This window comes from Pararhodobacter sp. (assembly GCF_034676545.1).
Taxonomy (GTDB): domain Bacteria; phylum Pseudomonadota; class Alphaproteobacteria; order Rhodobacterales; family Rhodobacteraceae; genus Pararhodobacter.
On the sequence record NZ_JAUCBZ010000015.1, the window covers coordinates 1,709,849 to 1,734,515 of the forward strand.

22 protein-coding genes are annotated in these 24,667 nt (G+C 62.7%); 16 read left to right on the forward strand and 6 right to left on the reverse strand.

What is annotated here, in order from left to right:
* Positions 1-136: 136 nt before the first annotated feature.
* Both clpA and gloB read right to left on the reverse strand, forming a co-directional pair.
* Complete coding sequence (gene clpA, locus VDQ28_RS11885; RefSeq protein WP_323036138.1) at positions 137-2,455, reverse strand: ATP-dependent Clp protease ATP-binding subunit ClpA; 2,319 nt, start codon at positions 2,453-2,455, stop codon at positions 137-139.
* Between the two features lie 190 nt (positions 2,456-2,645).
* Entirely contained in the window at positions 2,646-3,398 is a 753-nt protein-coding gene (gene gloB, locus VDQ28_RS11890; protein WP_323036139.1) for a hydroxyacylglutathione hydrolase, read from the reverse strand.
* Positions 3,399-3,483: 85 nt separating this feature from the next.
* Between gloB and VDQ28_RS11895 the strand changes: the two genes are divergently transcribed.
* The 7 genes from VDQ28_RS11895 to VDQ28_RS11925 all read left to right on the forward strand — a co-directional run bounded on the left by VDQ28_RS11895 (position 3,484) and on the right by VDQ28_RS11925 (position 10,248).
* Entirely contained in the window at positions 3,484-4,257 is a 774-nt protein-coding gene (locus VDQ28_RS11895) for a class I SAM-dependent methyltransferase (RefSeq protein WP_323036140.1), read from the forward strand.
* Positions 4,258-4,693: 436 nt separating this feature from the next.
* The gene (locus tag VDQ28_RS11900; RefSeq protein WP_323036141.1) at positions 4,694-5,254 is read left to right on the forward strand and encodes a F0F1 ATP synthase subunit delta; all 561 of its coding nucleotides are present in this window, start codon (positions 4,694-4,696) and stop codon (positions 5,252-5,254) included.
* A complete protein-coding gene (gene atpA / locus VDQ28_RS11905) occupies positions 5,254-6,792 on the forward strand; it encodes a F0F1 ATP synthase subunit alpha (RefSeq protein ID WP_323036142.1) in 1,539 nt (512 codons plus the stop codon). The genes VDQ28_RS11900 and atpA overlap by 1 nt, the downstream gene beginning before the upstream one ends.
* 25 nt (positions 6,793-6,817) lie before the next feature.
* The gene (locus tag VDQ28_RS11910; RefSeq protein WP_323036143.1) at positions 6,818-7,699 is read left to right on the forward strand and encodes a F0F1 ATP synthase subunit gamma; all 882 of its coding nucleotides are present in this window, start codon (positions 6,818-6,820) and stop codon (positions 7,697-7,699) included.
* Positions 7,700-7,716: 17 nt separating this feature from the next.
* Positions 7,717-9,144 carry a F0F1 ATP synthase subunit beta gene (gene atpD / locus VDQ28_RS11915; protein ID WP_323036144.1) on the forward strand — a complete coding sequence of 476 codons (1,428 nt, stop codon included), beginning with the start codon at positions 7,717-7,719 and terminating at the stop codon, positions 9,142-9,144.
* 20 nt (positions 9,145-9,164) lie between these two features.
* The gene (locus VDQ28_RS11920; protein ID WP_323036145.1) at positions 9,165-9,563 is read left to right on the forward strand and encodes a F0F1 ATP synthase subunit epsilon; all 399 of its coding nucleotides are present in this window, start codon (positions 9,165-9,167) and stop codon (positions 9,561-9,563) included.
* A gap of 190 nt (positions 9,564-9,753) precedes the next feature.
* On the forward strand, positions 9,754-10,248 hold the full coding sequence (locus VDQ28_RS11925) for a VOC family protein (RefSeq protein ID WP_323036146.1): 495 nt from the start codon (positions 9,754-9,756) through the stop codon (positions 10,246-10,248).
* Positions 10,249-10,508: 260 nt separating this feature from the next.
* On the opposite strand, the gene VDQ28_RS11930 is transcribed toward VDQ28_RS11925, so the two are convergent.
* Positions 10,509-11,528, reverse strand: coding sequence for a ribose-phosphate pyrophosphokinase (locus VDQ28_RS11930; RefSeq protein WP_323038116.1), 1,020 nt, complete (start codon positions 11,526-11,528; stop codon positions 10,509-10,511).
* Between the two features lie 101 nt (positions 11,529-11,629).
* Here VDQ28_RS11930 and VDQ28_RS11935 point away from each other — a divergent pair, with 101 nt between their 5' ends.
* Positions 11,630-12,226 (forward strand): 2-hydroxychromene-2-carboxylate isomerase, encoded by a 597-nt coding sequence (locus VDQ28_RS11935; RefSeq protein ID WP_323036147.1) that lies wholly within the window; start codon positions 11,630-11,632, stop codon positions 12,224-12,226.
* 4 nt (positions 12,227-12,230) lie between these two features.
* Positions 12,231-13,022 carry an alpha/beta hydrolase gene (locus tag VDQ28_RS11940; protein WP_323036148.1) on the forward strand — a complete coding sequence of 264 codons (792 nt, stop codon included), beginning with the start codon at positions 12,231-12,233 and terminating at the stop codon, positions 13,020-13,022.
* 78 nt (positions 13,023-13,100) lie between these two features.
* Here VDQ28_RS11940 and VDQ28_RS11945 read toward each other — a convergent pair whose 3' ends face one another.
* Complete coding sequence (locus VDQ28_RS11945; protein ID WP_323036149.1) at positions 13,101-13,421, reverse strand: DUF6280 family protein; 321 nt, start codon at positions 13,419-13,421, stop codon at positions 13,101-13,103.
* Between the two features lie 213 nt (positions 13,422-13,634).
* Here VDQ28_RS11945 and efp point away from each other — a divergent pair, with 213 nt between their 5' ends.
* The 6 genes from efp to VDQ28_RS11975 all read left to right on the forward strand — a co-directional run bounded on the left by efp (position 13,635) and on the right by VDQ28_RS11975 (position 18,200).
* Positions 13,635-14,198 carry an elongation factor P gene (efp, locus tag VDQ28_RS11950; RefSeq protein WP_323036150.1) on the forward strand — a complete coding sequence of 188 codons (564 nt, stop codon included), beginning with the start codon at positions 13,635-13,637 and terminating at the stop codon, positions 14,196-14,198.
* A 4-nt stretch (positions 14,199-14,202) separates the two neighbouring features.
* Positions 14,203-14,595 carry an META domain-containing protein gene (locus VDQ28_RS11955; protein WP_323036151.1) on the forward strand — a complete coding sequence of 131 codons (393 nt, stop codon included), beginning with the start codon at positions 14,203-14,205 and terminating at the stop codon, positions 14,593-14,595.
* A gap of 40 nt (positions 14,596-14,635) precedes the next feature.
* Positions 14,636-15,250, forward strand: coding sequence for a CDP-alcohol phosphatidyltransferase family protein (locus tag VDQ28_RS11960; RefSeq protein ID WP_323036152.1), 615 nt, complete (start codon positions 14,636-14,638; stop codon positions 15,248-15,250).
* Between the two features lie 364 nt (positions 15,251-15,614).
* Entirely contained in the window at positions 15,615-16,196 is a 582-nt protein-coding gene (locus VDQ28_RS11965; RefSeq protein ID WP_323036153.1) for an FAD-binding protein, read from the forward strand.
* Positions 16,120-16,962, forward strand: a complete 843-nt coding sequence (locus VDQ28_RS11970; protein WP_323036154.1) for a D-arabinono-1,4-lactone oxidase — start codon at positions 16,120-16,122, stop codon at positions 16,960-16,962. Before VDQ28_RS11965 ends, VDQ28_RS11970 begins: the two co-directional genes overlap by 77 nt.
* A 32-nt stretch (positions 16,963-16,994) precedes the next feature.
* The gene (locus tag VDQ28_RS11975; protein WP_323036155.1) at positions 16,995-18,200 is read left to right on the forward strand and encodes an alanine racemase; all 1,206 of its coding nucleotides are present in this window, start codon (positions 16,995-16,997) and stop codon (positions 18,198-18,200) included.
* Positions 18,201-18,402: 202 nt separating this feature from the next.
* Here VDQ28_RS11975 and VDQ28_RS11980 read toward each other — a convergent pair whose 3' ends face one another.
* Positions 18,403-21,072 (reverse strand): molybdopterin-dependent oxidoreductase, encoded by a 2,670-nt coding sequence (locus tag VDQ28_RS11980; RefSeq protein ID WP_323036156.1) that lies wholly within the window; start codon positions 21,070-21,072, stop codon positions 18,403-18,405.
* A 115-nt stretch (positions 21,073-21,187) separates the two neighbouring features.
* On the opposite strand from VDQ28_RS11980, the gene VDQ28_RS11985 reads away from it, so the two are divergent.
* Positions 21,188-21,892 carry a response regulator gene (locus VDQ28_RS11985; protein ID WP_323036157.1) on the forward strand — a complete coding sequence of 235 codons (705 nt, stop codon included), beginning with the start codon at positions 21,188-21,190 and terminating at the stop codon, positions 21,890-21,892.
* Here the strand turns inward: VDQ28_RS11985 and VDQ28_RS11990 are convergent.
* Positions 21,865-24,651, reverse strand: a complete 2,787-nt coding sequence (locus VDQ28_RS11990; protein ID WP_323036158.1) for an ATP-binding protein — start codon at positions 24,649-24,651, stop codon at positions 21,865-21,867. The genes VDQ28_RS11985 and VDQ28_RS11990 overlap by 28 nt on opposite strands.
* Positions 24,652-24,667 lie beyond the last annotated feature (16 nt).

A 24,667-nucleotide genomic window follows, 5' to 3' on the forward strand; every position in this document is an offset into this window, starting at 1 on the left:
GCCACGCGCGCCGGCGGTTTTCGGACCGCAGCCGACTGGAAGGGTTTTCCACCCTTCCAGACCAACCCGAGGATATTTCAGGAACAAAGACGGCAAGACGAAACACCCCGCCGGGTTTGGCGGGGTGTCAAGGGGTTCATTCGGCGGTCAGCAGCGGGGGCTTTGACCCCGAGATCCGAGGTTTCTCGACTTCCTCGACCTCGAGTTCGATTGCGCCGTCGCGGACCACGACGCGCACCAGTCCACCTTTGGTCAGGCGTCCGAAGAGGAGTTCCTCGGCCAGGGGTTTCTTGACGTGCTCTTGAATCACCCGGCCCAGGGGGCGGGCGCCCATCTTGTCGTCGTAGCCCTTTTCGCCCAGCCAGGCCGCGGCCTCCTCCGAGAGTTCGAAGGTGACATTGCGATCCATCAATTGCGCTTCGAGTTGCAGGACGAATTTCTCGACCACTTTCATGATCGTCGCCTTGCCCAGCGGCGCGAAGCTGATCACCGCATCCAGACGGTTGCGGAATTCCGGCGTGAACATCCGCTCGATGGCGGCGGTATCTTCGCCCTCGCGCCGGTCGCGGCCAAAGCCGATTGCGGCCTTGGCCATATCGGCGGCACCGGCATTCGAGGTCATGATCAGGATCACATTGCGGAAATCCACCGCCCGGCCATTGTGGTCGGTCAGTTTGCCGTGGTCCATCACCTGCAGCAGGATGTTGAACACATCGGGGTGCGCTTTTTCGATCTCATCGAGCAGCAGCACGCAATGCGGGTGCTGATCGACGCCATCGGTCAACATGCCGCCCTGATCGAAGCCGACATAGCCCGGAGGCGCGCCGATCAAGCGGGAAACTGCGTGTTTCTCCATGTATTCCGACATGTCAAAGCGCAGCAGCTCCACGCCCAGCGTTGCCGCCAGTTGTTTGGCAACCTCGGTTTTGCCGACGCCCGTCGGCCCGGCAAACAGGTAGTTGCCAATCGGTTTTTCCGGCTCGCGCAGACCCGCGCGTGCCAGTTTGATCGCCGAGGACAGGGCGTTGATCGCGTCATCCTGGCCGAACACCACACGCTTGAGGCTTGCATCCAGATCGCGCAGCAGTTCCGCGTCGCTTTTGGTGACGTTTTTCGGCGGGATGCGGGCAATCTTGGCCACCACAGCCTCGATTTCCTTGGGCGTGATGGTTTTGCGGCGCTTTGTGGTGCTGAGCAAATGCTGCGCGGCACCCGCTTCGTCGATCACGTCGATCGCCTTGTCCGGCAATTTGCGGTCGTTGATATAGCGCGCTGCCAGTTCGACGGCGACCTTGATTGCGTCATTGGTATAGCGCAGATCGTGGTGCTTTTCGAAATACGGCTTCAGGCCCATCAGGATCTTGACCGAATCCTCGACACTGGGTTCGTTCACGTCGATTTTCTGGAACCGGCGCGACAGGGCGCGGTCCTTTTCGAAATGCTGACGGAATTCCTTGTAGGTGGTCGAGCCCATGCAGCGCAGTTTGCCGCCCTGCAACGCGGGTTTCAGCAGGTTCGAGGCATCCATTGCCCCGCCCGAGGTTGCGCCCGCGCCGATCACCGTGTGGATTTCGTCGATGAACAGAATGGCGTCGCGGTGGTCTTCGATTTCCTTGACCACGGCTTTCAGACGTTCCTCGAAATCGCCGCGATAGCGCGTGCCGGCCAGCAGCGCGCCCATGTCCAGCGAATAGATCGTCGCTTTCGACAGGATTTCCGGGGTTTCCCCCTCGACGATCTTCTTGGCCAGACCTTCGGCAATTGCGGTTTTGCCCACGCCGGGGTCGCCCACCAACAGCGGGTTGTTCTTGCGGCGGCGGCAGAGCACCTGAATGCAGCGCTCCACTTCGGCATGGCGGCCGATCAGCGGGTCGACATCGCCCTCGCGCGCCTTGGCGTTCAGATCGACGCAGTATTTGGCCAGCGCCGAATCCTTGGCATCGACCTTGGCATCTTGCGCCTCGGATTGTTCTTCGTCCGAGCCGGTGACGGGTCGCGCCTCGGAGAAGCCCGGGTTCTTGGCGACGCCGTGGGCGATGAAATTCACCGCATCATAGCGCGTCATGTCCTGTTCCTGCAGGAAATAGGCGGCGTTTGATTCCCGCTCGGCAAAGATCGCGACCAGAACATTGGCGCCGGTCACTTCGTTGCGGCCGGAGCTTTGGACATGGATCGCGGCGCGCTGGATCACGCGTTGGAACGCGGCGGTGGGCACCGCTTCGGAGCCTTCGATATTGGTGATCAGTGTCGAAAGATCGTCATCAATGAACGCATTCAGGGTTTTGCGCAGATCGCCGACGTCGACATTGCAGGCCTGCAGGACGCGCGCGGCTTCGGGCTCATCCATCAAGGCGAGCAACAGGTGTTCCAGCGTGGCAAGTTCGTGCTGACGCGCGTTGGCAAGGGCCAGGGCGCCGTGGATCGCCTGTTCGAGGGTGTTGGAAAACGAGGGCACGGCATTGCTCCTTCCATATGTGCGGGGGTTTCCCGCGAAAGTTTACCGGCGGTGACCGGCGATTGCCCCGAGTGTAGGGCCATGGTCTTAAACTTTGGTGTTCCGAGCGCAGCTTCAAGTCCTTTTCGCCCGATTTGCCTCACGATTCAGTTTGTCACTCTTTTTTGTGGTATTAAAGCGGGCGTTTTGCTCAGGCGGCGTCTTTTTGGCGGCGGATCTCAGCCAGAACCGCGCGTGGCGTGGCACCGGGCAGGCCAGCCGCCTTGGCGACGGCGGGAATATGGCCTCTCAAGTAAGGGTTCAGTAACCTCTCTGAACCTAGTGTGGTGCCGGTTGTCGGCAAGCCTTTGACGGCCAATTCCGCCAGCGCTGCCTGCCGCGCGGTCAGCGCCGCTGCGTCAGGGGCGAACCGAGCGGCAAACCGCAGGTTGGCGGCGGCGTAGTCATGGCCTGAATATATATGCGTCTCATCGGGGAGGGCGGCAAATGACATGAGTGTGTCATACATCTGATCGGGCGTGCCCTCGAACAGGCGACCGCAGCCGTGGGTCATCAGGCTGTCGGCGCTGAACAAGGCGCTGCGCGCGGCATAATGGAACGCCACATGGCCAATCGTATGGCCCGGCGCATCCATCACCAGCGCGCCGCCGGGCAGGGTGTCGCCGGGGGCAAAGGCGTGGTCGAGGCTTGGCAGGCGTTCAGCGTCTGCGGCATTGCCCCAGACGGTTGCCGGATGTTCCGCGAGGATCCCCGGCAGGCCATCGACATGATCATAGTGGTGATGGGTGATGAAAACATGGTCCAGCCGCCAGCCGCGCGCCTTGAGAACGGCCAGGATCGGTGCGGCCTCGGGGGCGTCGATCAGCGTGGTCTCACCGGTTGCGGCATCATGGAGCAGATACGCGTAGTTGTCGGACAGGCAGCGGATGATCTCGAGGGTCATGGGGTCTCCTGCGGTGTTTGCGGCCTTTGCAAAGCGGACCTGAATGGGGCAGGGTGCAGTTTGTCTCAGGTGGCCCGCAGGTTCAATGCATCTCGACGTACAGATTTTGCGCGACTTCTATTACCGCAGCCAATTGGGGCGCGCGGCGCAAAAGGGCGTGCGGGATCGCGTGGTTGACCGTTGGGGCAATGTCAAAGGTCTGTCGCTGGCGGGATACGGGTTTGCGGTGCCGCTGTTGCGCCCGTTTCTGGAGGATGCCGAACGCGTGGTCGGGCTGATGCCCGCGCCGCAGGGGGTGATTCCCTGGCCCAATGACGGGGCCAATCACTCGGTGCTGTGCGACGAGGCCCGCTGGCCGCTGGCCAATGACAGCATAGATCGCCTTGTGATGATGCACGGGCTGGAAACCTGCAACCTGCCGCAGGCGCTGTTGGACGAGGCGCATCGGGTCTTGGCGCCGCAGGGCCGCGCCCTGATCGTCGTGCCCAGCCGGGGCGGGCTGTGGGCGCGCTCGGACGCGACGCCCTTTGGCTATGGGCGGCCCTATTCGCGCAGCCAGATCGAACGGCTGCTGGCCGAGAGCGGCTTCATCTGCACCGGCCATGCCTCGGCCCTGTTCTTTCCGCCCTCCGAGCGGCGCTTCTGGTTGCGTTCGGCGCGCAGTATCGAACGGCTTGGCCAGCGCTGGGGCCTGGCGCGCATGGGCGGCGTGCTGATGATCGAGGCGATGCGGCGCGATACCGCCAGACCGCGCGGCTTGCCGGTCACCAAGAGCCGCCCGCTGCGGGTGCTCGAGGGCATTCCGCAAAGCGGCGCGCAACCGGCGTGGCGCGATCACGACCCATCATCGGGGCGATGACCACCCGTCCTGCCATACCCGCCCTGCCATACCCGTCCTGTGCGAATCCCCGGGGCGAATCTGTGCCCGCGCGGCCGGACAACCCCGACGGCGCGCGCTCCGATCCGGGGCATGGGGCCAGAATCCCCAACCTCGCACGCGCCCGAACCACCCCCGGAACCCTTTCGGCCATGTTTTTCTGCACCGCCCTCGGCGTGTGATTCTGCCCTGCAGCATCAAACTTGCACTGCAAATCGGGACCACGACGCCAATCTGGCTGATCTGCGCCCGAATAAGCGCTAACAAGCGGTCACTTCACGACGGCTTGATGGTTGCGGGGCCGGGATTGCTCTGTTAAAAACACGCCGATTTCGGGTGCCGCGTACGTCTTAAGCACTCTGACCATTGCCCGGACCTTGCGCGAGGTCGGAGGCCGCTCAAACTCGAAAGGGTGGACGTGTCCGAACCTGCTTCGATCTCTTCCGGCATAGCCAAGCGCTATGCCACCGCCGTCTTTGATCTGGCCAAAGAGAGTGGCGCTCTTGCCGCCCTCGAGGCTGACGTCGACAAGATGGAATCGGCCCTGAACACCAGCCCGGACTTGCGGGCGGTCCTGACTTCGCCGGTTCACACCCGCGACGATATGGGCAAGGCGATCATCGCCTTGGCCGACAAGATGAAGCTGTCGCCGAATACGCGCGGCGTGTTGGGCATGATGGCGCAAAATCGCCGTTTGTTCGCGCTGCCGCACTTGTGCGCGACGCTGCGGTCGATGATCGCGGATGAGAAAGGCGAAGTGACAGCCGAAGTCACTTCGGCGTCGGTTCTGACCAAGGCTCAGGCCGATGCGCTTGCCGCGAGCCTGAAAGCGCGGATCGGCAAGACCGTGAAACTGAATGTCGCTGTCGATGAAAAACTCATCGGTGGCTTGATTGTCAAAGTGGGCTCGAAAATGATCGACACGTCGATCCGCTCGAGGCTCGCGGCCCTCCAGAACACTATGAAAGAGGTCGGATAATGGGTATCCAAGCAGCTGAGATCTCTGCGATCCTGAAGGAACAGATCAAAAACTTCGGCCAAGAGGTTGAAGTGGCCGAGGTTGGCCGCGTGTTGTCCGTCGGTGACGGTATTGCGCGCGTGCATGGCCTCGACAACGTCCAGGCGGGCGAAATGGTCGAGTTTCCGGGCGGCATCCGCGGGATGGCACTGAACCTTGAGGCCGACAACGTCGGTATCGTGATTTTCGGCGACGACCGCTCGATCAAAGAGGGCGACGTCGTCAAGCGCACGAAGGCCATCGTGGACGTACCGGCCGGCAACGGCCTGTTGGGTCGCGTGGTTGACGGTCTGGGCAACCCGATCGACGGCAAAGGCCCGATCGAGGCCTCCGAGCGTCGCATCGCCGACGTCAAGGCGCCCGGCATCATCCCGCGCAAATCGGTGCACGAGCCGATGGCAACCGGCCTCAAGTCGGTGGACGCAATGATCCCGGTTGGCCGTGGCCAGCGCGAGCTGATCATTGGTGACCGTCAGACCGGCAAGACCGCGATTGCGCTCGACACGATCCTGAACCAGAAGTCGTATAACGACGCGGCGGGCGACGACGAAAGCAAGAAGCTGTATTGCGTCTATGTCGCAATCGGCCAGAAGCGCTCGACCGTGGCGCAGTTGGTGAAAAAGCTCGAAGAGAGCGGCGCGATGGCCTATACCATCGTCGTGGCCTCGACCGCCTCCGATCCGGCCCCGATGCAGTTTCTGGCACCTTATGCCGCGACCGCAATGGCGGAATTCTTCCGCGACAACGGCCGCCATGCCCTGATCATCTATGATGACCTCAGCAAGCAGGCCGTGTCCTATCGTCAGATGTCGCTGTTGCTGCGTCGCCCGCCGGGCCGCGAAGCCTACCCGGGCGACGTGTTCTATCTTCACTCGCGCCTGTTGGAGCGTTCGTCGAAGCTGAACGAGGACAACGGCTCGGGCTCGCTGACGGCGCTGCCGATCATCGAAACCCAGGGCGGCGACGTGTCGGCCTTCATTCCGACCAACGTGATCTCGATCACCGACGGTCAGATCTTCCTTGAGACCGAACTGTTCTACCAGGGCATCCGCCCGGCGGTGAACACCGGTCTGTCGGTGTCGCGTGTGGGCTCCTCCGCGCAGACCAACGCCATGAAATCCGTGGCGGGTCCGGTGAAGCTGGAGCTGGCGCAGTACCGCGAGATGGCGGCCTTTGCGCAGTTCGGCTCGGACCTTGACGCCGCAACGCAGAAACTGCTGAACCGGGGTGCCCGCCTGACCGAGTTGATGAAGCAGCCGCAGTATTCGCCACTGTCGAACGCCGAGATCGTCTGCGTCATCTTTGCCGGGACGCAGGGGTATCTGGACACGGTTCCGGTCAACAGCGTCGGCCGCTTTGAGCGGGGTCTGTTGACCCATCTTCGCAGCAACCACGCCGATCTTCTGGCCGACATCACCAACAATGACCGCAAGGTCAAAGGTGAGCTGGAAGCAAAGATCCGCGCCGCGCTTGACGGCTTCGCCAAAGACTTCGCCTGAGGGCGGGAACGAGAGGATACGCTAAATGGCCAACCTCAAGGTCCTGAAAAATCGGATCGCTTCGGTCAAATCGACCCGGAAGATCACCAAGGCGATGCAAATGGTCGCGGCCGCAAAACTGCGCCGCGCCCAGGAAGCCGCCGAGGCCGCCCGGCCCTATGCCGCGCGGATGGAGAGCGTCGTGAACGGCCTCGCCGCCTCGGTCGCCGGATCTGGCAGCGCGCCGCGTCTGCTGGCCGGGACGGGCTCCGACACCGTTCACCTGCTGGTCGTCATGACCGCCGAGCGGGGCCTCTGCGGGGGTTTCAACTCGTCGATCGTGAAACTGGCGCGGGCGCACGCGCAAAAACTGCTGGCCGCGGGCAAGACGGTGAAAATTCTCACCGTCGGCAAAAAAGGCCGCGAGCAGCTTCGGCGTGATCTCGGGGCCCATATGATCGGCCATGTGGACCTGAGCGACGTGAAACGCATCGGATACGAGAATGCGCGTGCTATCGCGCAGGACGTTCTGGCGCGCTTTGACGCGGGCGAATTCGATGTCGCCACACTGTTCTTCAACCGCTTCGAGTCGGTGATCAGCCAGATTCCGACCCCCTTGCAGGTGATCCCGGCCCCCGTGGCCGAGGGCGCAGGCGAGGTCACGCAAAGCGGTGCGGCTTACGACTATGAGCCGTCCGAAGAACTAATCCTTGCTGACTTGTTGCCGCGCTCCATCGCGACGCAGATCTTTACGGCGCTGCTGGAGAACAGCGCGTCCGAGCAAGGGGCGCGGATGTCCGCCATGGACAACGCGACGCGCAACGCCGGAGACATGATCGACCGCCTGTCCATCGAGTACAACCGCTCGCGTCAGGCCGCGATCACCACCGAGCTTATTGAGATTATTTCGGGCGCCGAGGCGCTCTGAGGAACCGGAGAGACACAATGGCCAAAGCGAAAGCTACCGGCAAGATCACGCAGGTGATTGGCGCCGTCGTCGACGTACAGTTCGAAGGCGATCTGCCCGCCATTCTGAACGCGCTGGAAACGGACAACAACGGCAAGCGGCTGGTGTTGGAAGTGGCGCAGCACCTGGGCGAAAGCACCGTCCGCACCATCGCCATGGACGCGACCGAAGGTCTGGTCCGTGGCCAAGGCGTCAGCGATACCGGCGCCACCATTCAGGTGCCGGTCGGCAAGGCCACGCTGGGCCGCATCCTGAACGTCGTCGGCGAGCCGGTTGACGAAAAGGGCCCGGTGACCTCGTCGGAAACCCGCGGTATCCACCAGCCCGCCCCCGGCTTTGAAGAGCAGTCGACGGAATCGCAGATCCTCGTCACCGGCATCAAGGTGATCGACCTGCTGGCCCCCTATACCAAGGGCGGCAAGATCGGCCTGTTCGGCGGCGCCGGCGTGGGCAAGACCGTGTTGATCATGGAATTGATCAACAACATCGCCAAGGTGCACTCGGGCGTGTCCGTGTTCGCCGGTGTCGGTGAGCGGACCCGTGAGGGCAACGACCTGTATCACGAGATGATCGAATCCGGCGTTATCAACATTGATAACCTCGAGGAGTTGAAAATCGCGCTGGTCTATGGTCAGATGAACGAACCACCCGGAGCGCGTATGCGCGTTGCCCTGTCGGGTCTGACCCTGGCCGAGCAGTTCCGCGATGACACCGGTTCGGACGTTTTGTTCTTCGTGGACAACATCTTCCGCTTCACGCAAGCCGGTTCCGAGGTGTCCGCACTTCTGGGTCGTATCCCGTCCGCCGTGGGCTACCAGCCGACGCTGGCCACCGACATGGGCGCGATGCAGGAACGCATCACCTCGACCAAGAACGGCTCGATCACCTCGGTGCAGGCCGTCTATGTGCCTGCCGACGACTTGACCGACCCGGCACCGGCGACCTCGTTTGCGCACCTTGACGCAACCACCGTTCTGGACCGGGCGATCTCGGAAAAGGGGATCTACCCGGCCGTGGATCCGCTGGGTTCGACCTCGCGTCTGCTGGACCCGCAGATCATCGGCGAAGAGCATTACGAGGTCGCGACCTCGGTGCAGCGTGTGTTGCAGCGTTACAAGTCTTTGCAGGACATCATCGCCATTCTGGGCATGGACGAACTGTCGGAAGAAGACAAACTGGCCGTGGCCCGGGCGCGCAAGCTCGAGCGTTTCCTCTCGCAACCGTTCGACGTTGCCAAGGTCTTTACCGGTTCGGACGGGGTTCAGGTTCCGCTGGAAAAAACCATCGCCTCGTTCAAGGCGGTTGTGGCAGGTGAATACGACCACCTGCCCGAAGGCGCGTTCTACATGGTCGGTGACATCGACGAAGTTGTCGCCAAGGCAGCACGCCTCGCGGCAGCGGCTTGATCTGATAACAGGAGGCCCTGATGGCCGATACGATGCAGTTCGACCTCGTCTCGCCTGAGCGGATGCTGGTATCCACCCAGGCCTCTGAGGTCCAGATCCCGGCAGCCGAGGGCGACCTCACGGCGATGGCAGGCCACACGCCTGTCATCACCACGCTGCGGCCGGGCATTCTCAAGGTCACGGCCAATGGTCAGACCACGGAATACGCGGTCACCGGCGGTTTCGCCGAGGTCTCGCCCGAGGGTGTGACGGTGATGGCCGAACGCGCTTTGCCGCGCGGCGAAGTGACGGCCGACATCATGACCGACTGGGTCGCCGAGGCGCGCGAAGTGCACGCCAACGCCCACCCATCCGTCGCCGATGATGCCGCCAAGCTTCTGTCCGACATGGTCGCCATGGGCGGGCATATCGGTCACTGACCGCAGAGCTGACGGTTTGAAAATCAAAACGCGCCTCGGGCAACCGGGGCGCGTTTTGCATTCGACGGCGGGCGCTGCTTTGCGGTGCCGCGTTGCAAAATTGGCGTTGCTGTGCGTTGTGAGCATTCCAGAAGCGCCCGGCTTCTGATACGATGGCGTGGGCCGCGGCCTTGGGTGCAGGAGCCAGAAAATGACAATTCCACGCAGCAGAATTTGTCTGATGCTCAACAAAGACGCCGAGGCAGCGGCGACCTTTTACGCCCAGACCTTCCCCGACAGCGCCATCGAAAGCGTGCAGCGGGCGCCGGCCGACAATCCGTCTGGCCGTGCCGGCGAGGTGTTGATTGTCGAGTTTACGGTGCTTGGAATTCCGTGCATCGGTGTCAACGGGGGGCCGTATTTTCAGCACAGCGAGGCGTTTTCGTTTCAGATCGCGACGGAGACCCAAGAAGAAACCGATGCATACTGGAACGCGATCGTCAGCAACGGCGGCCAGGAAAGCCAGTGTGGCTGGTGCAAGGATAAATGGGGCGTCTCATGGCAGATCACGCCGCGCACGCTGACCGAGGCGATGGCCGCTGGCGGTGCACAGGCCAAACGGGCGTTTGCCGCGATGATGCAGATGAAGAAAATTGACGTTGCCGCCATTGATGCGGCGCGAAAAGGCGGGGCGGCGTCCTCGTGAGGGTGCGGGTTCGGGCCTGCGTCCTGCGCTCGCGGTGGCGGTGTTTCGCCCCCTGACATGGCCTCAGGGGACGCCTCCAAAGCGTGTTCAAACCGTTACCAAATCCCTAATCCTGCACGCCAAGCGCTTGATATCACGCAACTTGCACCCTGTCTCACGGTGGGACACCTCGCACCGGATCCCTCACAATTCCCGCCACACGCGCAGGGTCGGCAAAATCGGTTGCCCCCCCCAATTTGCGCGCTCCAGGATCGCCTGACCTATTTGTGCGGGTAGAGCCCTTCATAGATCGGCGTCAGTGTTTCCATATCAAACAGCGAGGACACCGACGTCCCATTCCAGGTGTTCAGGATCGCCTGCGCGAACATTGGCGCGGTCGGCACGATGCGGATATTCGTGGCCGCTTTGACGGCGTCGGTCGCCTCGATGGAATCGGTGATCACCAGCGATTTCATCACCGAGTTCTTGATCCGGTCAACCGCCGGGCCGGACAAGACGCCGTGGGTGATATACGAATGCACCTCGGTCGCGCCCGCCTCGGTCAACACTTCGGCCGCCTTGCACAGCGTTCCCGCCGTGTCGCAAATATCATCGACGATGATACAGGTCTTGCCGCGCACGTCGCCGATCACCGTCATTTCCGCGACGTCTCCGGCCTTCTCGCGCCGCTTGTCCACGATCGACAACGGCGCGCCGATGCGCTTGGCCAATTCCCGCGCGCGCGCCACGCCGCCGACGTCGGGCGAGACAACCATCAGATCGCTCAAGCAGTCCTTGAACATATGCAGCACGTCCAGCGAAAAAATCGGCGCCGCATAGAGGTTGTCGACGGGGATATCGAAGAACCCCTGGATCTGCGTCGCGTGCAGGTCCAGCGTCAACACCCGGTCGATTCCGGCTTCGGTGATCAGATTCGCCACCAATTTGGCCGAAATCGGGGTGCGGGCCTTGGCGCGGCGGTCTTGGCGGGCGTAGCCGAAATAGGGGATCACGGCGGTGATGCGCGCCGCCGACGAGCGTTTCAACGCGTCGGCAATAATCAGCAATTCCATCAGATTGTCGTTCGCCGGATTCGAGGTCGGCTGGATGATGAACATGTCTTCACCGCGCACATTCTCATAGACCTCGACAAAGATCTCCTGGTCGTTGAACCGCTCGACGCGCGCCTCGACGAGCTTGACCATGCTGCCCCGGTGCAGCGTCATGCGGCGGGCTATGGCCTGCGCCAAGGGTTTGTTGGCGTTTCCGGCGATCAGTTTGGGTTCGGTCATGGCTGATATCTCTGGCGTTGGCTGGGTCGCTGGCGAGGATTCGCGGAGTTGACACCGCTTATCACCCCGCTAGGGTCTTGCAAACCCAGCACTCCCAACGAGAGCATCCGATGCGACAGATTGACTATTACATGAGTGTGATCTCGCCATGGACCTACCTGTGCGGCGCGCGCCCGGCTGAGCTTGCCGCCAAGCATGGTGTGGAACTGGTTTACCGGCCCGTCGACCCGATGGCGATTTTCGCGCGCACCGGTGGGCTGCCGCTGGGCGAGCGCCATCAAAGCCGGCAGGACTATCGCTTGCAGGACCTGCGCCGCCAAGCCGCCAAACTGGGCATGCCGCTGACCCTCAAGCCGGCGTATTTCCCGACCAATCCCGCCCCGGCTGCCTATGCCATCACCGCCGCGCAAGACGCAGGCGGCGGCGATCTGCACGGGCTGGTGCAGGCACTGTGTGCCGCCTGCTGGGCGCAGGAGCGCAACGTGGCCGAGGACGAGGTGATTCAGGCGTGCCTGACAGCAAACGGCTTCAGCGCCAATCTGACCATGACCGGCCTGATGAGCGGGGCCGATGCCTACGCCCGCAATCTGGAGCAGGCGGGGCTGGCGGGTGTGTTTGGCGTGCCGTTTTTTGTCATTGGCGATGAAAAATTCTGGGGACAGGATCGACTCGACGATCTGGACCGGCATTTGTCAGGCGAGTTCTGACGCCATGATTCATACACGACGATTTGGCGCGCCCGGCGGGGTGCCCACGGTCATGGCGCATTGTTTCATGGGGCATTCTGGCCCTTGGGGGCCGATGGCCGAGGCCATCACGCCGACTCTCGATGCGCTGGCCTTTGACATGCCGGGACACGGCCGCAGCCCGATGCCGGATCGGGTTGAGGATCTGCAAACACAGGTGGTCAGTCTGATCGACGGCATGGTGGCAAAGCCGTCGCTGTTGATCGGGCACAGCTTTGGTGGCGTGGCGATGTTGCGCTTTGCCTTGCACAATCCGGCGCGTGTGCTGGGCTTGGTGATGATCGAGCCGGTGTTTATCGCAGCTGCATCGCTGGATCCGGCCTATACCCCGGAAGAGGGCGAAAGCCGCTATCTCGATCTGGCCGGGGAGGGTCGATTTGAAGACGCTGCGCGCGAATTTTTCACCTATAACAACCCCACGCGCGACTGGATGTCCTTGCCCGAGGCGGCGCGCACCATGATGGCCAACCAAATGCGTCTGCTGCCCGCAAACCAGCCGGGTGCGGCATCCGATCCCGGGCAATTGCTGGTGCCGGGGCTGATGGAGGGGTTCGCGCCGCCGGTGCTGCTGATTGGTGGGGCGCGCTCGCCTGCGCTGTTTCCGGCGATCATTCGCACCTTGTCGAAACGTTTGCCGACCGCCGAAAGCGTGATGATTGAAGGCGCGGGGCATATGGTGCCAATGACCCACGCCACACAAACTGCGGATCACATCAGCCGATGGATGCGGAAAAACCGGGTGCCACCGGTCGCCTGAACGAAAAGACCCCGCGCGTTTGGCGCGGGGTCTTTTTCATCGCGACACCCTCCCGGAGGCCGGGGAGCAGGGTGGCTCTCAGGCTGCTTCGGCCTGAGACGCGGCCATGCGGCGTTCGCTTTCTTCGCGCGACAGGGCAACCGAGGTCCGGACGCCATTGCCGACGAACTGCATCAGACCCGAGACAACACGTTCGTTGGGGTCGATGCCAGCGCAGGTCAACACTTCGCGCCCATCGCGCGAGCGGGCCCAGCGGGCGATCTGCTCAGGGCCGTTGCCGTATTTCTTGTCATCGGCAATGGCATCATCCAAAGCAGCCAGAACTACGGCTGCAAACAGCTTACGAGCGCGCTGACCCTGCTCGTGGTTGTATGCCGTACTATCAACCGAGTCGAACATGTATACCGTCCTTATTCTTGCTCTTGCATTCTCTGGCGTCAGCCTCTCTAGCGGGAAAGGCATGTGATTCGCTACCGATATCACGCATGGCCGTCATGCATGGGGTGCATAACTCAAAATCCACACCGCATCATCTGGTAAGCTTGCACCTTGACACCCCGCAATATATAGGCTGCGGCAGGACTTTCTCAACGTTTTATCAAGAGTTTTCTCATGGCCAAGATCAACGGCAACGAAATTCGTCCCGGCAATGTGCTGGAACACGACAACGGCCTGTGGGTCGCCGTCAAGACCAGCCACGTAAAGCCCGGAAAAGGCGGCGCTTTTGCGCAAGTGGAGCTGAAAAACCTGCGCGATGGCCGCAAATTGAACGAGCGCTTTCGGTCGGCGGACAAAGTCGAGCAGGTGCGTCTGGATCAGAAAGACCAGCAGTTTCTTTATGAAACCGACGGGATGCTGACCTTCATGGACGCCGAAACCTTTGAACAAATTGAACTACCGGCAGACCTTCTGGGCGACCGCCGCCCGTTCCTGCAAGACGGTATGACGGTCACAATCGAGTATTATGGTGAAGAAGCCCTGAACGTCAGCCTGCCGCAAAAGGTGACCTGCAAGATTGTCGAGACCGAACCGGTTGTCAAAGGTCAGACCGCGGCGAACTGGTTCAAGCCGGCGATCCTGGACAATGGCGTCAAGATCATGGTGCCGCCGTTCGTGGGGCAGGACGAAGACATCATCGTCAACACCGAAACCTTTGAATACCAAGAGCGGGCCTGATCACATGCGGCTCGGCCTTGCCTTGGGTATGCTGTTGCTGGCGGGCGCGTCGTGCACCGCCCAGAGCAGCCCTGAGGGCGCATGGCAGGTGGTGTCGCTTGGCACGACCGCCATCGAGGCGGCCGATGATGTGACCCTGACCCTGGCTAACGGGCAAGCGTCTGGCCGGTCGGGCTGCAACCGGTTTACGGGTGCCTATTCGGTCGATGGCGACGGCTTCAGCTTTGGCCCTTTGGCGGCGACACGCATGGCCTGTCCGGGGCGCGCCAGCCAGATCGAGGCGCAGTTCAACGACGTCGTGCAAAGCGTGACCGGGTGGCAAATCGACGGCGAGGGTCTGGTGCTGACCGATGGTGCGCTGCCGGTCTTGCGCGCGGTTCCGCAGGTGACGCCGTAATGGTTCGGCCTGCGCATCCGTAGGGACAGGCGGAGGCCCCATGCTCGATCGTTACCTGCGCCCGATCCTTGACCCACCGCTGAACCATGTCGGACGCCACCTGGCCAAGGCCGGGATCTCGGCCAATGCGGTGACGCTGATCGGGCTGGCGCTGGGGCTCGCGGGGGCGCTGGCGATTGCGTCGGGGCTTTTTGGCTGGGCGCTGGCGTTGATGTTGGCGTCGCGCCTGGCGGATGGTCTTGACGGGGCGGTGGCGCGCGCAACCCGGCTGACAGATTTCGGCGGCTACCTTGATATCGTGGCAGATTTCCTGTTTTACGCGGCCTTTCCGCTGGCCTTTGTCGCCGTCGACCCGGCGCAGAACGGCACGGCAGGTGCCGCGCTGCTGGCGGCATTCTATGTGAACGGCGCGTCGTTCCTGGGGTTCGCGATCTTGGCCGAGAAACACAAGTTGACCACCACGGCGCGCGGCGCGAAATCATGGTATCACGCGGGTGGATTGCTGGAAGGCACGGAAACCATTGTGTTTTTCGCGTTACTCTGCCTTTTCCCTGCGGCCTTCGTGCCTTTGGCCTGGGGGTTCGCGGGGCTGTGCCTGCTCACCGCCATCGCGCGGGTGGTGATGGCCTTTGATGTGTTTCGCCATCGCGTATGAGACCTGTCCGACCGCTGCCGGCCCCCCCGTTCGCCGCGCCGCTGGGCCATTTATGACGGCGCAAAAAGAACCGCGTTTGGCACCGGGCTTGGTCTTTGGCTTGGCGGATTGATCCCAAAACCCGCCGCCGACGATGTCAGCTTGCCGCCCAGAGGGTGATGCACACGGGATTTCACCGCCGCATTGCCCGCACTGTCGACACAGACCGAGGGCACGGAAACGCCTGTTTCGATATCGTGCCGTCGGGGCGCGTCTTGATCGGCGTTGGACATCGTGGTTGATTGCCGCATCCGTCGCGCGGTTGTCGGATCCCTGAGCGGATGCGCCGCGCGACCCTTCTTTGCGTCAAGAAAGCGTGAACGTCATGTCCCTGAATGCCACCGCGCCCCGCACTCTCGACGCGACGCCGCAGACCTCGGCTGCCTCGGATTGGGAAAATTGGTCCGGTTCGGTCAAGGCCAGACCGCGGCACATATGGCATCCGGAAAGCGAGGCGGCGTTGCGTCAGGGCATCGCCGGGTCGACGGGCGCGGTGCGGGTTTGCGGCGCGGGGCATTCGTTTACCAGCCTGTGTGCAACCGATGAGACGTTGATTTCGCTGGTCAATATGCCGGGCGATTTGTTGGAGGTGCGACAGTTGGGCGGCGAGACCCTGGCCCGTCTGCAAGCGGGTGCATCGCTGAACAGGGTATCCCGGGCGCTGCTGTCGCAAGGATTGGCGTTCAAGAACCTCGGCGATATCGACGTGCAATCGCTGGCCGGCGCGATGATGACGGCCACCCACGGCACCGGCCAAAGCCTTCCGTGCGTGTCCGCCGAACTGCGCAGCTTGCGCCTGATCACCGCCAGCGGAGAGGTGATCGTGGCCGATGGCGCCACCGATCCTGATTTGCTGGAACGCGGCGCGCGTGTCCCTGGGGGCGCTGGGGGTTGTGACGCAGGCTGAAGTGTCCGTCAGGCCCGCCTTCAAGCTGCACCGCAAAAGCAAGGCCCGAAAGCTGGTTGATATCATGGCGGATGCAGAGGATCTGTGGGCCATGCATCGCAATTTTGAATTCTTCGTGCTTCCGTTTTGCGATTATGCCCTGCAACTGACCCATGACGAGACGACCGCGCCGAATCTGCATATCGGGTCCAGCGATGATGAAAAATCACTGCGCGACCTGCGGCTGATGCGCAGCATGACCAAACGGCTGCCGGGGCTGCGGCGGCGCGTGCTGAATGCGTTCCTGGGCGGCACCAAGGACGAGGAGGAAATCGGCACCAGTTTCGAATTGCTGGCCAGTGTGCGCAAGACGCGGTTTCACGAAATGGAATATCACCTGCCGGTCGCGGGGGCGATGGATGTGCTGGCCGAGGTCGTTCAGACCATCGAGCGCGAAAGGCCCGATGTGTTCTTCCCGCTCGAGGTGCGCAAGACTGCCGCCGACACCGGCTGGCTCAGTCCGTTCGAGGGTGCGCCGCGTGTCTCCATCGCGGTCCATGCGCATCAACCCGATGATTATGCATGGTTTTTCGACAGGATCGAGCCGATCTTCCGGCGCAAGGGCGGGCGTCCGCATTGGGGCAAGTTGCATTCCCTCGGGGCGCGTGATCTGGGTGATCTTTACCCGCGCTTTGGCGATTTTCAACGACTGCGCCGCGAGATGGACCCGCAAGGTCGTCTGATCAATCCGCATCTTGCGGCGTTGTTTGATGTCGCGCCCGCCTGACCTGTCATTTCTTGCAAGACGAAGGCCCCCGGATGCAGTTTTTTCGTGACAACAGCGGGCCGCGTGATGGGTATTTCTTGCGGATGCAGGCGGCGCTGAAGGCTGCGGGGATCACGCAGCCAACGCTCGTTCTGGACCGGGCGCGGCTGGATCAGAACATTGGCCAGTTGCAACGGGATCTGGCGCCGGGCATGGGTTTGCGGCTGGTTGCCAAGTCCCTGCCGTCGATCCCCTTGCTCAAGGCGGTGTCCGGGGCGCTGAAAACCGACCGGTTCATGACATTCAACGCGCCCATGTTGCAGGCGTTGACCGAGGCCTTTCCCGGGGCCGATCAACTGCTTGGAAAGCCCTTTCCGGTGCAGGCGGCGGCGCATTTCTATTCCAACCATCGCAGCAATGCGCAGGGCCGAATCGCCTGGCTCATAGATACCAACGCGCGGCTGGCCGAATACGCCGCGCTTGCCATGGCGCGCAGCCTGACGCTGGAAATTTCGCTGGAGCTGGATGTGGGGCTGCACCGTGGCGGGTTTGTCCCCGGTGCCGATTTGCGTGACGCCCTGAGGTTGATCCACGACAGCCCGCATCTGACTCTGCATGGGGTCATGGGCTATGAGGCGCATGTCGCGAAACTGCCCGAAGGTTTGGGGTTGCGCAACAGGGCGCGCCAGAAGGCCTGGGCAACCTATGATGCGGCGCTTTCGCAAGCGCGTGAGGTTTTCGGCGCAGACCATGTTGCCCGCATGACCCGCAACGCCGCGGGCAGCCCCACGTTCCGGCTCTACCGCGATACGGCAATCGCCAATGAGGTTGCAGTTGGCTCGGCGCTTGTGCGGCCCACGGATTTCGACACGGATTTGTTGCGCCACTATGCCCCGGCCCTGTTCATCGCCACGCCGGCGCTGAAGGTCTTGGGACCGATGCAAACGCCGGTGCTCGAGCGGCTGGACCGGATCCTCAATGCGCTGAACCCAAATCGCAGGACGCGCGTTTTTATCCACGGTGGCGCTTGGAAAGCGCATCCGGTTGATCCGCCCGGCTTGCGCCCGAATGCGACCTATGGCCGGTCGTCCAATCAGGAATTGCTGACGGGTGGGGCGCGACTTGACCTTGCGCCCGATGATTTCGTTTTTCTGCGGCCGACGCAGGCTGAGGCTGTCCTGTTGCAGTTTGGCGATATCGCCGTGTTCGAGGAGGGCGCGATCATCGATCAATGGGCGCCAATGGCGATCTCGGCCTGAGACCGGGGTCTCGGCGCAGGACTCCGCCTTTGCCCAGGGCCGAACCGTCGCAAAAAACTTCGGGCAAAGCCGCGCGCCGCAGGCCTTGTCCCGCAACGCTGGTGTGAGGTCCGTGCATCTGCGCTGCCCGTCGTCTGCTGCCGGTTTGGAAAAAGGGAAAGGCGGGCCGGATTGTCCGGCCCGCCAAACGGTGTTTCGCGGTTTATCGAACTGCGTCCGAGGCGTTTTCCATGAGGAATTCCATCACCATCGCGGCCTCGTCTTCGTCAAAGCCTGCACGCGGGAACATCGACGGCGTGATACCGCGCCACTGTTGCTGCGTGAAATGCGTGACTTCGCGCGGGGCGTGACACACGGTGCAACGCTCGTAGTAAAGACGCTCGGCCGGGCCCATGTCAGCCATCAGACTGTCGGTGATGTCATACACGCGGTCCAGACCCAGCAGCGACTCGTCGATCGCCGCAAGTTCCATATCCTCGATGATGGACGGTTTTTCATAAGCCATGTTCGGGCCATCCGGGTCCAGGCATTTGCGCATCGAGCACAGCACGGTGTTGGCGGTTGTCGCCTCGGTCAAACCCGAGGAACGCTGTGTCGAGGTCAGGAAGTTGACCAGACCCGAGTTGCAGCGACCCTTGCTGTCAAGCGACGGCCATGCGCCTTCGTAGATCGAGACCACGCCCGGCATGATGTCATCCGACACCACGGCCCCGGCAATCACCGTGCCCCGGTCGTTGTACAACTCCACCAGATCACCGTCTTCGATGCCACGGTCTGCCGCGTCCTGAGTGTTGATCCGCACGGGTTCACGGCCCTGCACCTTATAGAGGGCGCGCAGCGTTTCCGACTGGTCCATCTGGCTGTGCAGGCGGAACCACGGGTGGGGCGAGACGACGTGCAACTGGCCCTCGGCGGCGTTGCCGAGATATTCGTGCTTTTCCATCCACATCGGCATACCGGGGCAGTCGTCGATCCCCATGTTGGCGATGTCCTCGCAGAACATCTCGATCTTGCCCGAGGCAGTGTGCAGCGGGTTGGCATCCGGATCGGTGTAGAAATCACCGTGCCGCACCCACTGGCGGGCCTCTTGAGGCACCTCTTGGCGCGCATAGCCTTTTTCCCAGAATTCCTCGAAGGAAGTGTGCTGTGCCGCGCCCGAACGGCTATAGGCCTGTTCGATGTGATACATCAGGTCTTCGCCTTCGGTGAACTGCACCCACTGACCCAGTTTGTCGGCCAGACCCTCGAAGATCTCATAGTCGGACAGGCTCTCGCCAACCGGTTCGATGACCTTCTTCATCGCATAGACGCGGTCGTTCGAATAGGTGCCGCCAACGCTGATATCGTCGCGCTCCAATGTCGAGGACGCCGGCATCACGATGTCGGCCCAACGGGTTGCCGCGGTCCACCAGACGTCAACGCTGACGATGGTTTCCACCTTTTCCAGCGCCCGGATCAACCGGTTGGTATCCTGCTGGTGCGACATGAAGTTGTTGCCGGCGTTGACGATCATCTTCACGTCCGGATAGGTGTTCGTATTGCCGTTATAGGTGAACTCCTTGCCGGGGTTTTCCAGCATTTCGGTGATCCGGCTGGCCGGGCAGACCTTGGTCACCCAGTTGCGCCCCTGGCTGAGGCCGGTTGGCGTGGCTTTGCCCGATTGCGGCATGCCGCCGTTGCCATAGTGCCATGAGAAGCCGACACCCTGACCGGGTTTGCCGATCTGACCGCACAGCGCCGAGAAGTTGATGATCGCCCAGTGGGTCATCTCGCCATGCTGGGCGCGTTGCAGCGACCATGCACCGGCGATTTCGGTTTTCGAGGTGGCCAGCAGTTCGGCCAGTTCCTTGATCTTGGCCTCGTCCATGCCGGTGATTTCCGCGGCCCAAGCCGGCGTTTTCGGGATGCCATCGGTTTCGCCCTGAACATAGGCGATCCAGCGGTCGGAACCGACGGTGTATTTGTCGAGATACGCGCGATCCTCAAGACCGTTTTCCAGCACATGATACGCCATTGCGTTGAACAGGGCGACGTCGGTGTTCGGGATGATCTTGAGCCACTCGGCGTTCAGGTATTCGTCCGACGCCGTGCGCTGCGGGTTGATCGAAATGAACCTGGTGCCGTTGTCGCGGATCTGCGCCCAAGGGCCATCCATACCGTGATCGGCCACCGTGTATTCGATACGGTTGTTCTTGATCGGGTCGCAACCGACCAGAACGAACACTTCGGTGTTGTCGCGGATGACTTCCCAGGCGGTCTGCGCCGAGTACACTTCCATGTCGCCGATAATGCGCGGCAAGCTGATCTGGCTGGCCCCGGCCGACCAGTCACCGGCCGTATTGGTGCAACCACCGATGAGGTTCATCAGGCGGCCCTGCATGACGTTCGGGCGGAAGTTGCCGGCGTTGGCCCAGCCGCCGTAGGACGAACTGAAGATCGCCTCGTTGCCGTGGTTGGTGGCGGTGTCGAGCAGCGCCTTGGCGGTCAGGCTCCAGACCGTATCCCAATCAACGCGCACATATTCTTCCTTGCCGCGCAATTCGGGCTTGGTGTCGCCGGATTCCCAACCTGCGAGATAGGATTTGCGCACCATCGGATAGTTGATGCGCGACTTGTCATAGGTACGATCAAGAATTCCGAAGTTCAGCATCTCGGTCGGGCGCGCATCGAGTTCCATGACGTTGTTGATCCCGACCAACACACCGTCGCGGACCACGCCATTGAACGGACCAAAGTGCGTCGCGTGGAAGATGCGGTCACGGAACGAGTTCGGGTCAAGATTGGCCATCGCCGTAGAGCCCATCAAACTGGCGACGCCAAACGCAGCGCCGCCCTGCAAGAATCCGCGGCGGGTTGGTTGGGTGAATGACATGAATGCCTCCTTTGGTTGAAACCGTTGGGATCACCCTAGGGGCGGGCCGCATCGCGATCCTTGCGCGGGCGCAAATGGGCTTGTGAGAAAATGTAAAGATTTGTAATACGGTGGCATGGCACAGCATATTCTGATCGTCGAGGATGACCGAACCACCCGTATGCGGCTGGCGGCCTATTTGCGCGAGCAGGGGCACCGGGTCAGCGAGGCGGAGAATGCCGAGGATATGGAGCAGGTCATCGCCGCCGATCCGCCGGAATTGTTGCTGATCGACATCAATCTGGACGGCAAGGACGGGCTGACGATCACCCGCGAACAGCGGGCGGCCTCGCGGGTCGGGATCATCCTGCTGACGGCGCGCGACGATCTGGTGGACAAGATTGTCGGGCTGGAAATGGGCGCCGATGATTATGTGACCAAGCCGTTCGACAAGCGCGAGTTGTCGGCGCGGGTCAAGAACCTGCTGGCGCGGATTGCCGATATCGGTCAGGCACCGCAGGGCCCGCCGCCAGTCGAGGTGTTCGGCCCGTGGTGCTTTGATCGCATCCGGCGCCGGCTGGTTTCAACGGCGCGCACGGAATCGCTGACCACGCAGGAATTCGATGTGATGGCGGCGCTGGCCGATCATCCGGGCCAGACGCTGGGCCGGGCGCGGATTTCAGAAATGATCGGCCGCGACGGGAGCCGCGCGAATGACCGGATGATTGATGTGATTGTCGGACGCTTGCGCAAGAAGCTGGAGAAAGACCCGGCAAACCCCGAGTGGATTCTGACGGAACACGGGCAGGGGTATCATTTCGTGGACCCGGCCTCGGTCTGAAGCCCCAGTGTTTCGGCCACCGCGTGCAGGGTCGCGACGGCCGCCTCGGCGGTTTGGGTGACGGTTTGCAAAGCCGCCGCATCGGGGTCTCCCGCCTGTGTTTCCAGCTGTGCCAAAGCCGCACAAAACGTGACCAACTGGAAGTTCGACGCCGCCCCCTTGAGCCGATGCGCGGTCTTGCGCCGCTGGTCGGCGGGCGCGGTGCGGATCGTTTCAAGCGCCTCGGGCAGGCCCGCCAGAAACTCGCGCAGGATCGTGGCGGTGGTCTCCACGCCCAGATCGGCGATATCCTCGCGCAGGCTGGCAAGGATGGCGGCGTGATCTTTCAGGGCGGTTGCGGCGGGCTGGGGTGCAAGAACCGCCGCAAGTGCGCGCGGTGAGATCGGCTTCGACAAGATCCGCGCCACGCCCAGCCGCGCCCGATTGGCCGGGCTGTCGTCCATCAGGGTCGCGGTCAGCGCGACCAGCAGCGGGGCGTCGGGCCGTGTGGCCAGTTGTGCCGCGACCTCCTCGCCCTGCATTTCCGGCAGATTCAGGTCGATCAGCACCACGTCGAACTGTTCGGTATGCGCGGCCTGCAACCCCGCCTCGCCGGTCACGGCCTCGGTGACGGTGCATCCCATCCGCTCCAGATAGCCGCGCGCCACCATGCGGTTGACGGCGTGGTCGTCGATCACCAGCACGCGGCGCGGCGTGGTGCTTTGGGTCAGCGTGGCCTCGTCGGGGGCCATCATCGTCGGGTCACCGTGCAGCAATGGCACGGTCAGGGTGAAACGGCTGCCGACACCCGGCTCGCTTTCCACGCTGAGCGCACCGCCCAGTGCCTCGGTCAGGGTGCGCGAAATGGCCAGCCCCAACCCCAGCCCCTCGATGCCGGCGCGACGGGCCTCGGCGGTGCGGGTATAGGCGTCAAAGGCGAGGGCGATGGTCGGCTGCGACATGCCTTTGCCGGTATCGGTGACCGCAAAGCTGAGCACCGGCTGCCCGGTCGCCGGGTCCTGCGCGTGATCGACGCTCAACATCACCGTGCCGCGTTCGGTGTATTTCACCGCATTCGAGAGCAGGTTGCCAAGGATCTGGCGGATTTTCACGACATCGCCGAACAGCACCAGCGGCGCCGAGTCGGCGAGATCGACGACCACCTCCAGCCCCTTGGGCGCGGCCAGAGAGTGCAACTGATGCGCCGATTGCCCGACCAGTTCGCGCAGGGAGAAATGCACCGGATTGCCGCGATTGCCACGGTCTTCGCCGGCGGCAAAGTTCAGAATGTCGTTGGTGATGTGCAAAAGCTCGGTGGCCGAGGTGCGGGCGATTTTGACGCGCGCGCGGCAGGTGTCGCTGACCTCGTCGGTTTCCAGCAGCCGCAACATGCCGATGATGCCATTGAGCGGCGTGCGGATTTCGTGGCTCATACGGGCGAGAAACTCGGTCTTGCTCTGGTTCAGGGCCTCGGCCCGGGCGCGGGCGGCATCCGAGGCTTTCATCTCGGCGACGACATCGCCGGTGCGGGCGATCACCGCCTCCTCGAGGTGCTCGCGCAGACGTTTGCTTTCGATGGCGCGCAGGCGCAGGACATTCAGCGCCTGTTCCAGATGGCCGATCTCATCGGGGCCGCTGATCAGCGCCGGTGCGCCGAAATCATCGTCGGCCACCTCGAGGATGCGCCGCGACAGGGTGCCCAGACGCGACACCAGTCTGCGCCGCGCATATAGCCACAGAACCCCGCCGATCATCGCCGCCGCCGCGACGATCAGCAAAAGCGCGGTGGTCATCACCGAGGCGCGGCGTTGCGCGGCGGCGATCTGCGCCAGCCCTTCGGTCTGCAATTGGGTGCGGACCTGCCGCGCTTGCTCGGAGAGATCGGTGATGCTTTGTTGCAAAAGGGCGCTGTCGGCGGTGATGTCTTGCAACACGTCGATCTGTTGGCGCTGAAGGTCAACCAGACCGCCCGGCGCGACCACCCCGGCGAAGTGCTGCATAAGGGTCTGCGCCGCATCATGGGTGGTTGGCGACGAGGACATGTAGCGCAGGCCGCGCGTTGCCTCGCCGAGTCGCGCCAACAGGCTGTTGCGCACATTGCCAAGGTTTTGCTGGTCGGTCAGGAACGGCACCCGCCGCGAGAGCAGCCGCATGGCGTCGACGTTGCGCGCCAGTTCGGAAAGCCGCTCGAAGGTAAAGAAATAGCGATCGGCGAGCAGATCCAGTTGCGGGCGGGGATCGGTGCGCCACGTCGTATAGAGCGCGGCGATTCCGGCGGTGATGCGCAACCGCGCCAGATCGGTTTCCGCTTCGATCAAAGTTTCGATCTGCAGGCCATACTGGGCGATATCGGCGGAAACCGCCTGCACGGCCTCGGACAGGCGCAGGGCTTCGTGGCCGGTGGCGGTCATCCGCGCGACGATCTCGCTGGCTTGCGCATTGTGCAGAAGGGGCGAAAAATCAGCGGTGTCGATGGTCTCGAGGGTGCGGGCCTCGGTTTCGATGCGGGCGACGGTCTGGCGCAGGGCCTCGGCGATGCGATCCAGGTCGGCGCTGGTATCGGCCTGCACGAAGGCGGTGGCGAGGGTGCCCACGACTTCGGTGGCGGCACCAATGCGGCTGACCAGTTCGATCACCGGCAGCGTGGTCTGGATCAGGTCGGTCTGGCTGCGCACCAGATAGCGGTTGACGCCAATCGCCGCGACACCCACCATGAGGGCCAGCGCGCCCATGGCGGTCAGGATCTGGATCAATCGCGTGTCAAAACTTGTGCGTCTCATGCGGCGACAGTACGGG

Coding starts and splice junctions, on each gene's coding strand:
- gloB (WP_323036139.1), bottom strand. CDS start 3,398: ATGACCCTCGAGATCATCCGCTGCCTGTCCGACAACTACGCGTATCTG.
- VDQ28_RS11895 (WP_323036140.1), top strand. CDS start 3,484: ATGCATCTCGACGTACAGATTTTGCGCGACTTCTATTACCGCAGCCAA.
- atpA (WP_323036142.1), top strand. CDS start 5,254: ATGGGTATCCAAGCAGCTGAGATCTCTGCGATCCTGAAGGAACAGATC.
- VDQ28_RS11910 (WP_323036143.1), top strand. CDS start 6,818: ATGGCCAACCTCAAGGTCCTGAAAAATCGGATCGCTTCGGTCAAATCG.
- atpD (WP_323036144.1), top strand. CDS start 7,717: ATGGCCAAAGCGAAAGCTACCGGCAAGATCACGCAGGTGATTGGCGCC.
- VDQ28_RS11920 (WP_323036145.1), top strand. CDS start 9,165: ATGGCCGATACGATGCAGTTCGACCTCGTCTCGCCTGAGCGGATGCTG.
- VDQ28_RS11925 (WP_323036146.1), top strand. CDS start 9,754: ATGACAATTCCACGCAGCAGAATTTGTCTGATGCTCAACAAAGACGCC.
- VDQ28_RS11935 (WP_323036147.1), top strand. CDS start 11,630: ATGCGACAGATTGACTATTACATGAGTGTGATCTCGCCATGGACCTAC.
- VDQ28_RS11940 (WP_323036148.1), top strand. CDS start 12,231: ATGATTCATACACGACGATTTGGCGCGCCCGGCGGGGTGCCCACGGTC.
- VDQ28_RS11945 (WP_323036149.1), bottom strand. CDS start 13,421: ATGTTCGACTCGGTTGATAGTACGGCATACAACCACGAGCAGGGTCAG.
- efp (WP_323036150.1), top strand. CDS start 13,635: ATGGCCAAGATCAACGGCAACGAAATTCGTCCCGGCAATGTGCTGGAA.
- VDQ28_RS11955 (WP_323036151.1), top strand. CDS start 14,203: ATGCGGCTCGGCCTTGCCTTGGGTATGCTGTTGCTGGCGGGCGCGTCG.
- VDQ28_RS11960 (WP_323036152.1), top strand. CDS start 14,636: ATGCTCGATCGTTACCTGCGCCCGATCCTTGACCCACCGCTGAACCAT.
- VDQ28_RS11965 (WP_323036153.1), top strand. CDS start 15,615: ATGTCCCTGAATGCCACCGCGCCCCGCACTCTCGACGCGACGCCGCAG.
- VDQ28_RS11970 (WP_323036154.1), top strand. CDS start 16,120: ATGGCGCCACCGATCCTGATTTGCTGGAACGCGGCGCGCGTGTCCCTG.
- VDQ28_RS11975 (WP_323036155.1), top strand. CDS start 16,995: ATGCAGTTTTTTCGTGACAACAGCGGGCCGCGTGATGGGTATTTCTTG.
- VDQ28_RS11980 (WP_323036156.1), bottom strand. CDS start 21,072: ATGTCATTCACCCAACCAACCCGCCGCGGATTCTTGCAGGGCGGCGCT.
- VDQ28_RS11985 (WP_323036157.1), top strand. CDS start 21,188: ATGGCACAGCATATTCTGATCGTCGAGGATGACCGAACCACCCGTATG.
- VDQ28_RS11990 (WP_323036158.1), bottom strand. CDS start 24,651: ATGAGACGCACAAGTTTTGACACGCGATTGATCCAGATCCTGACCGCC.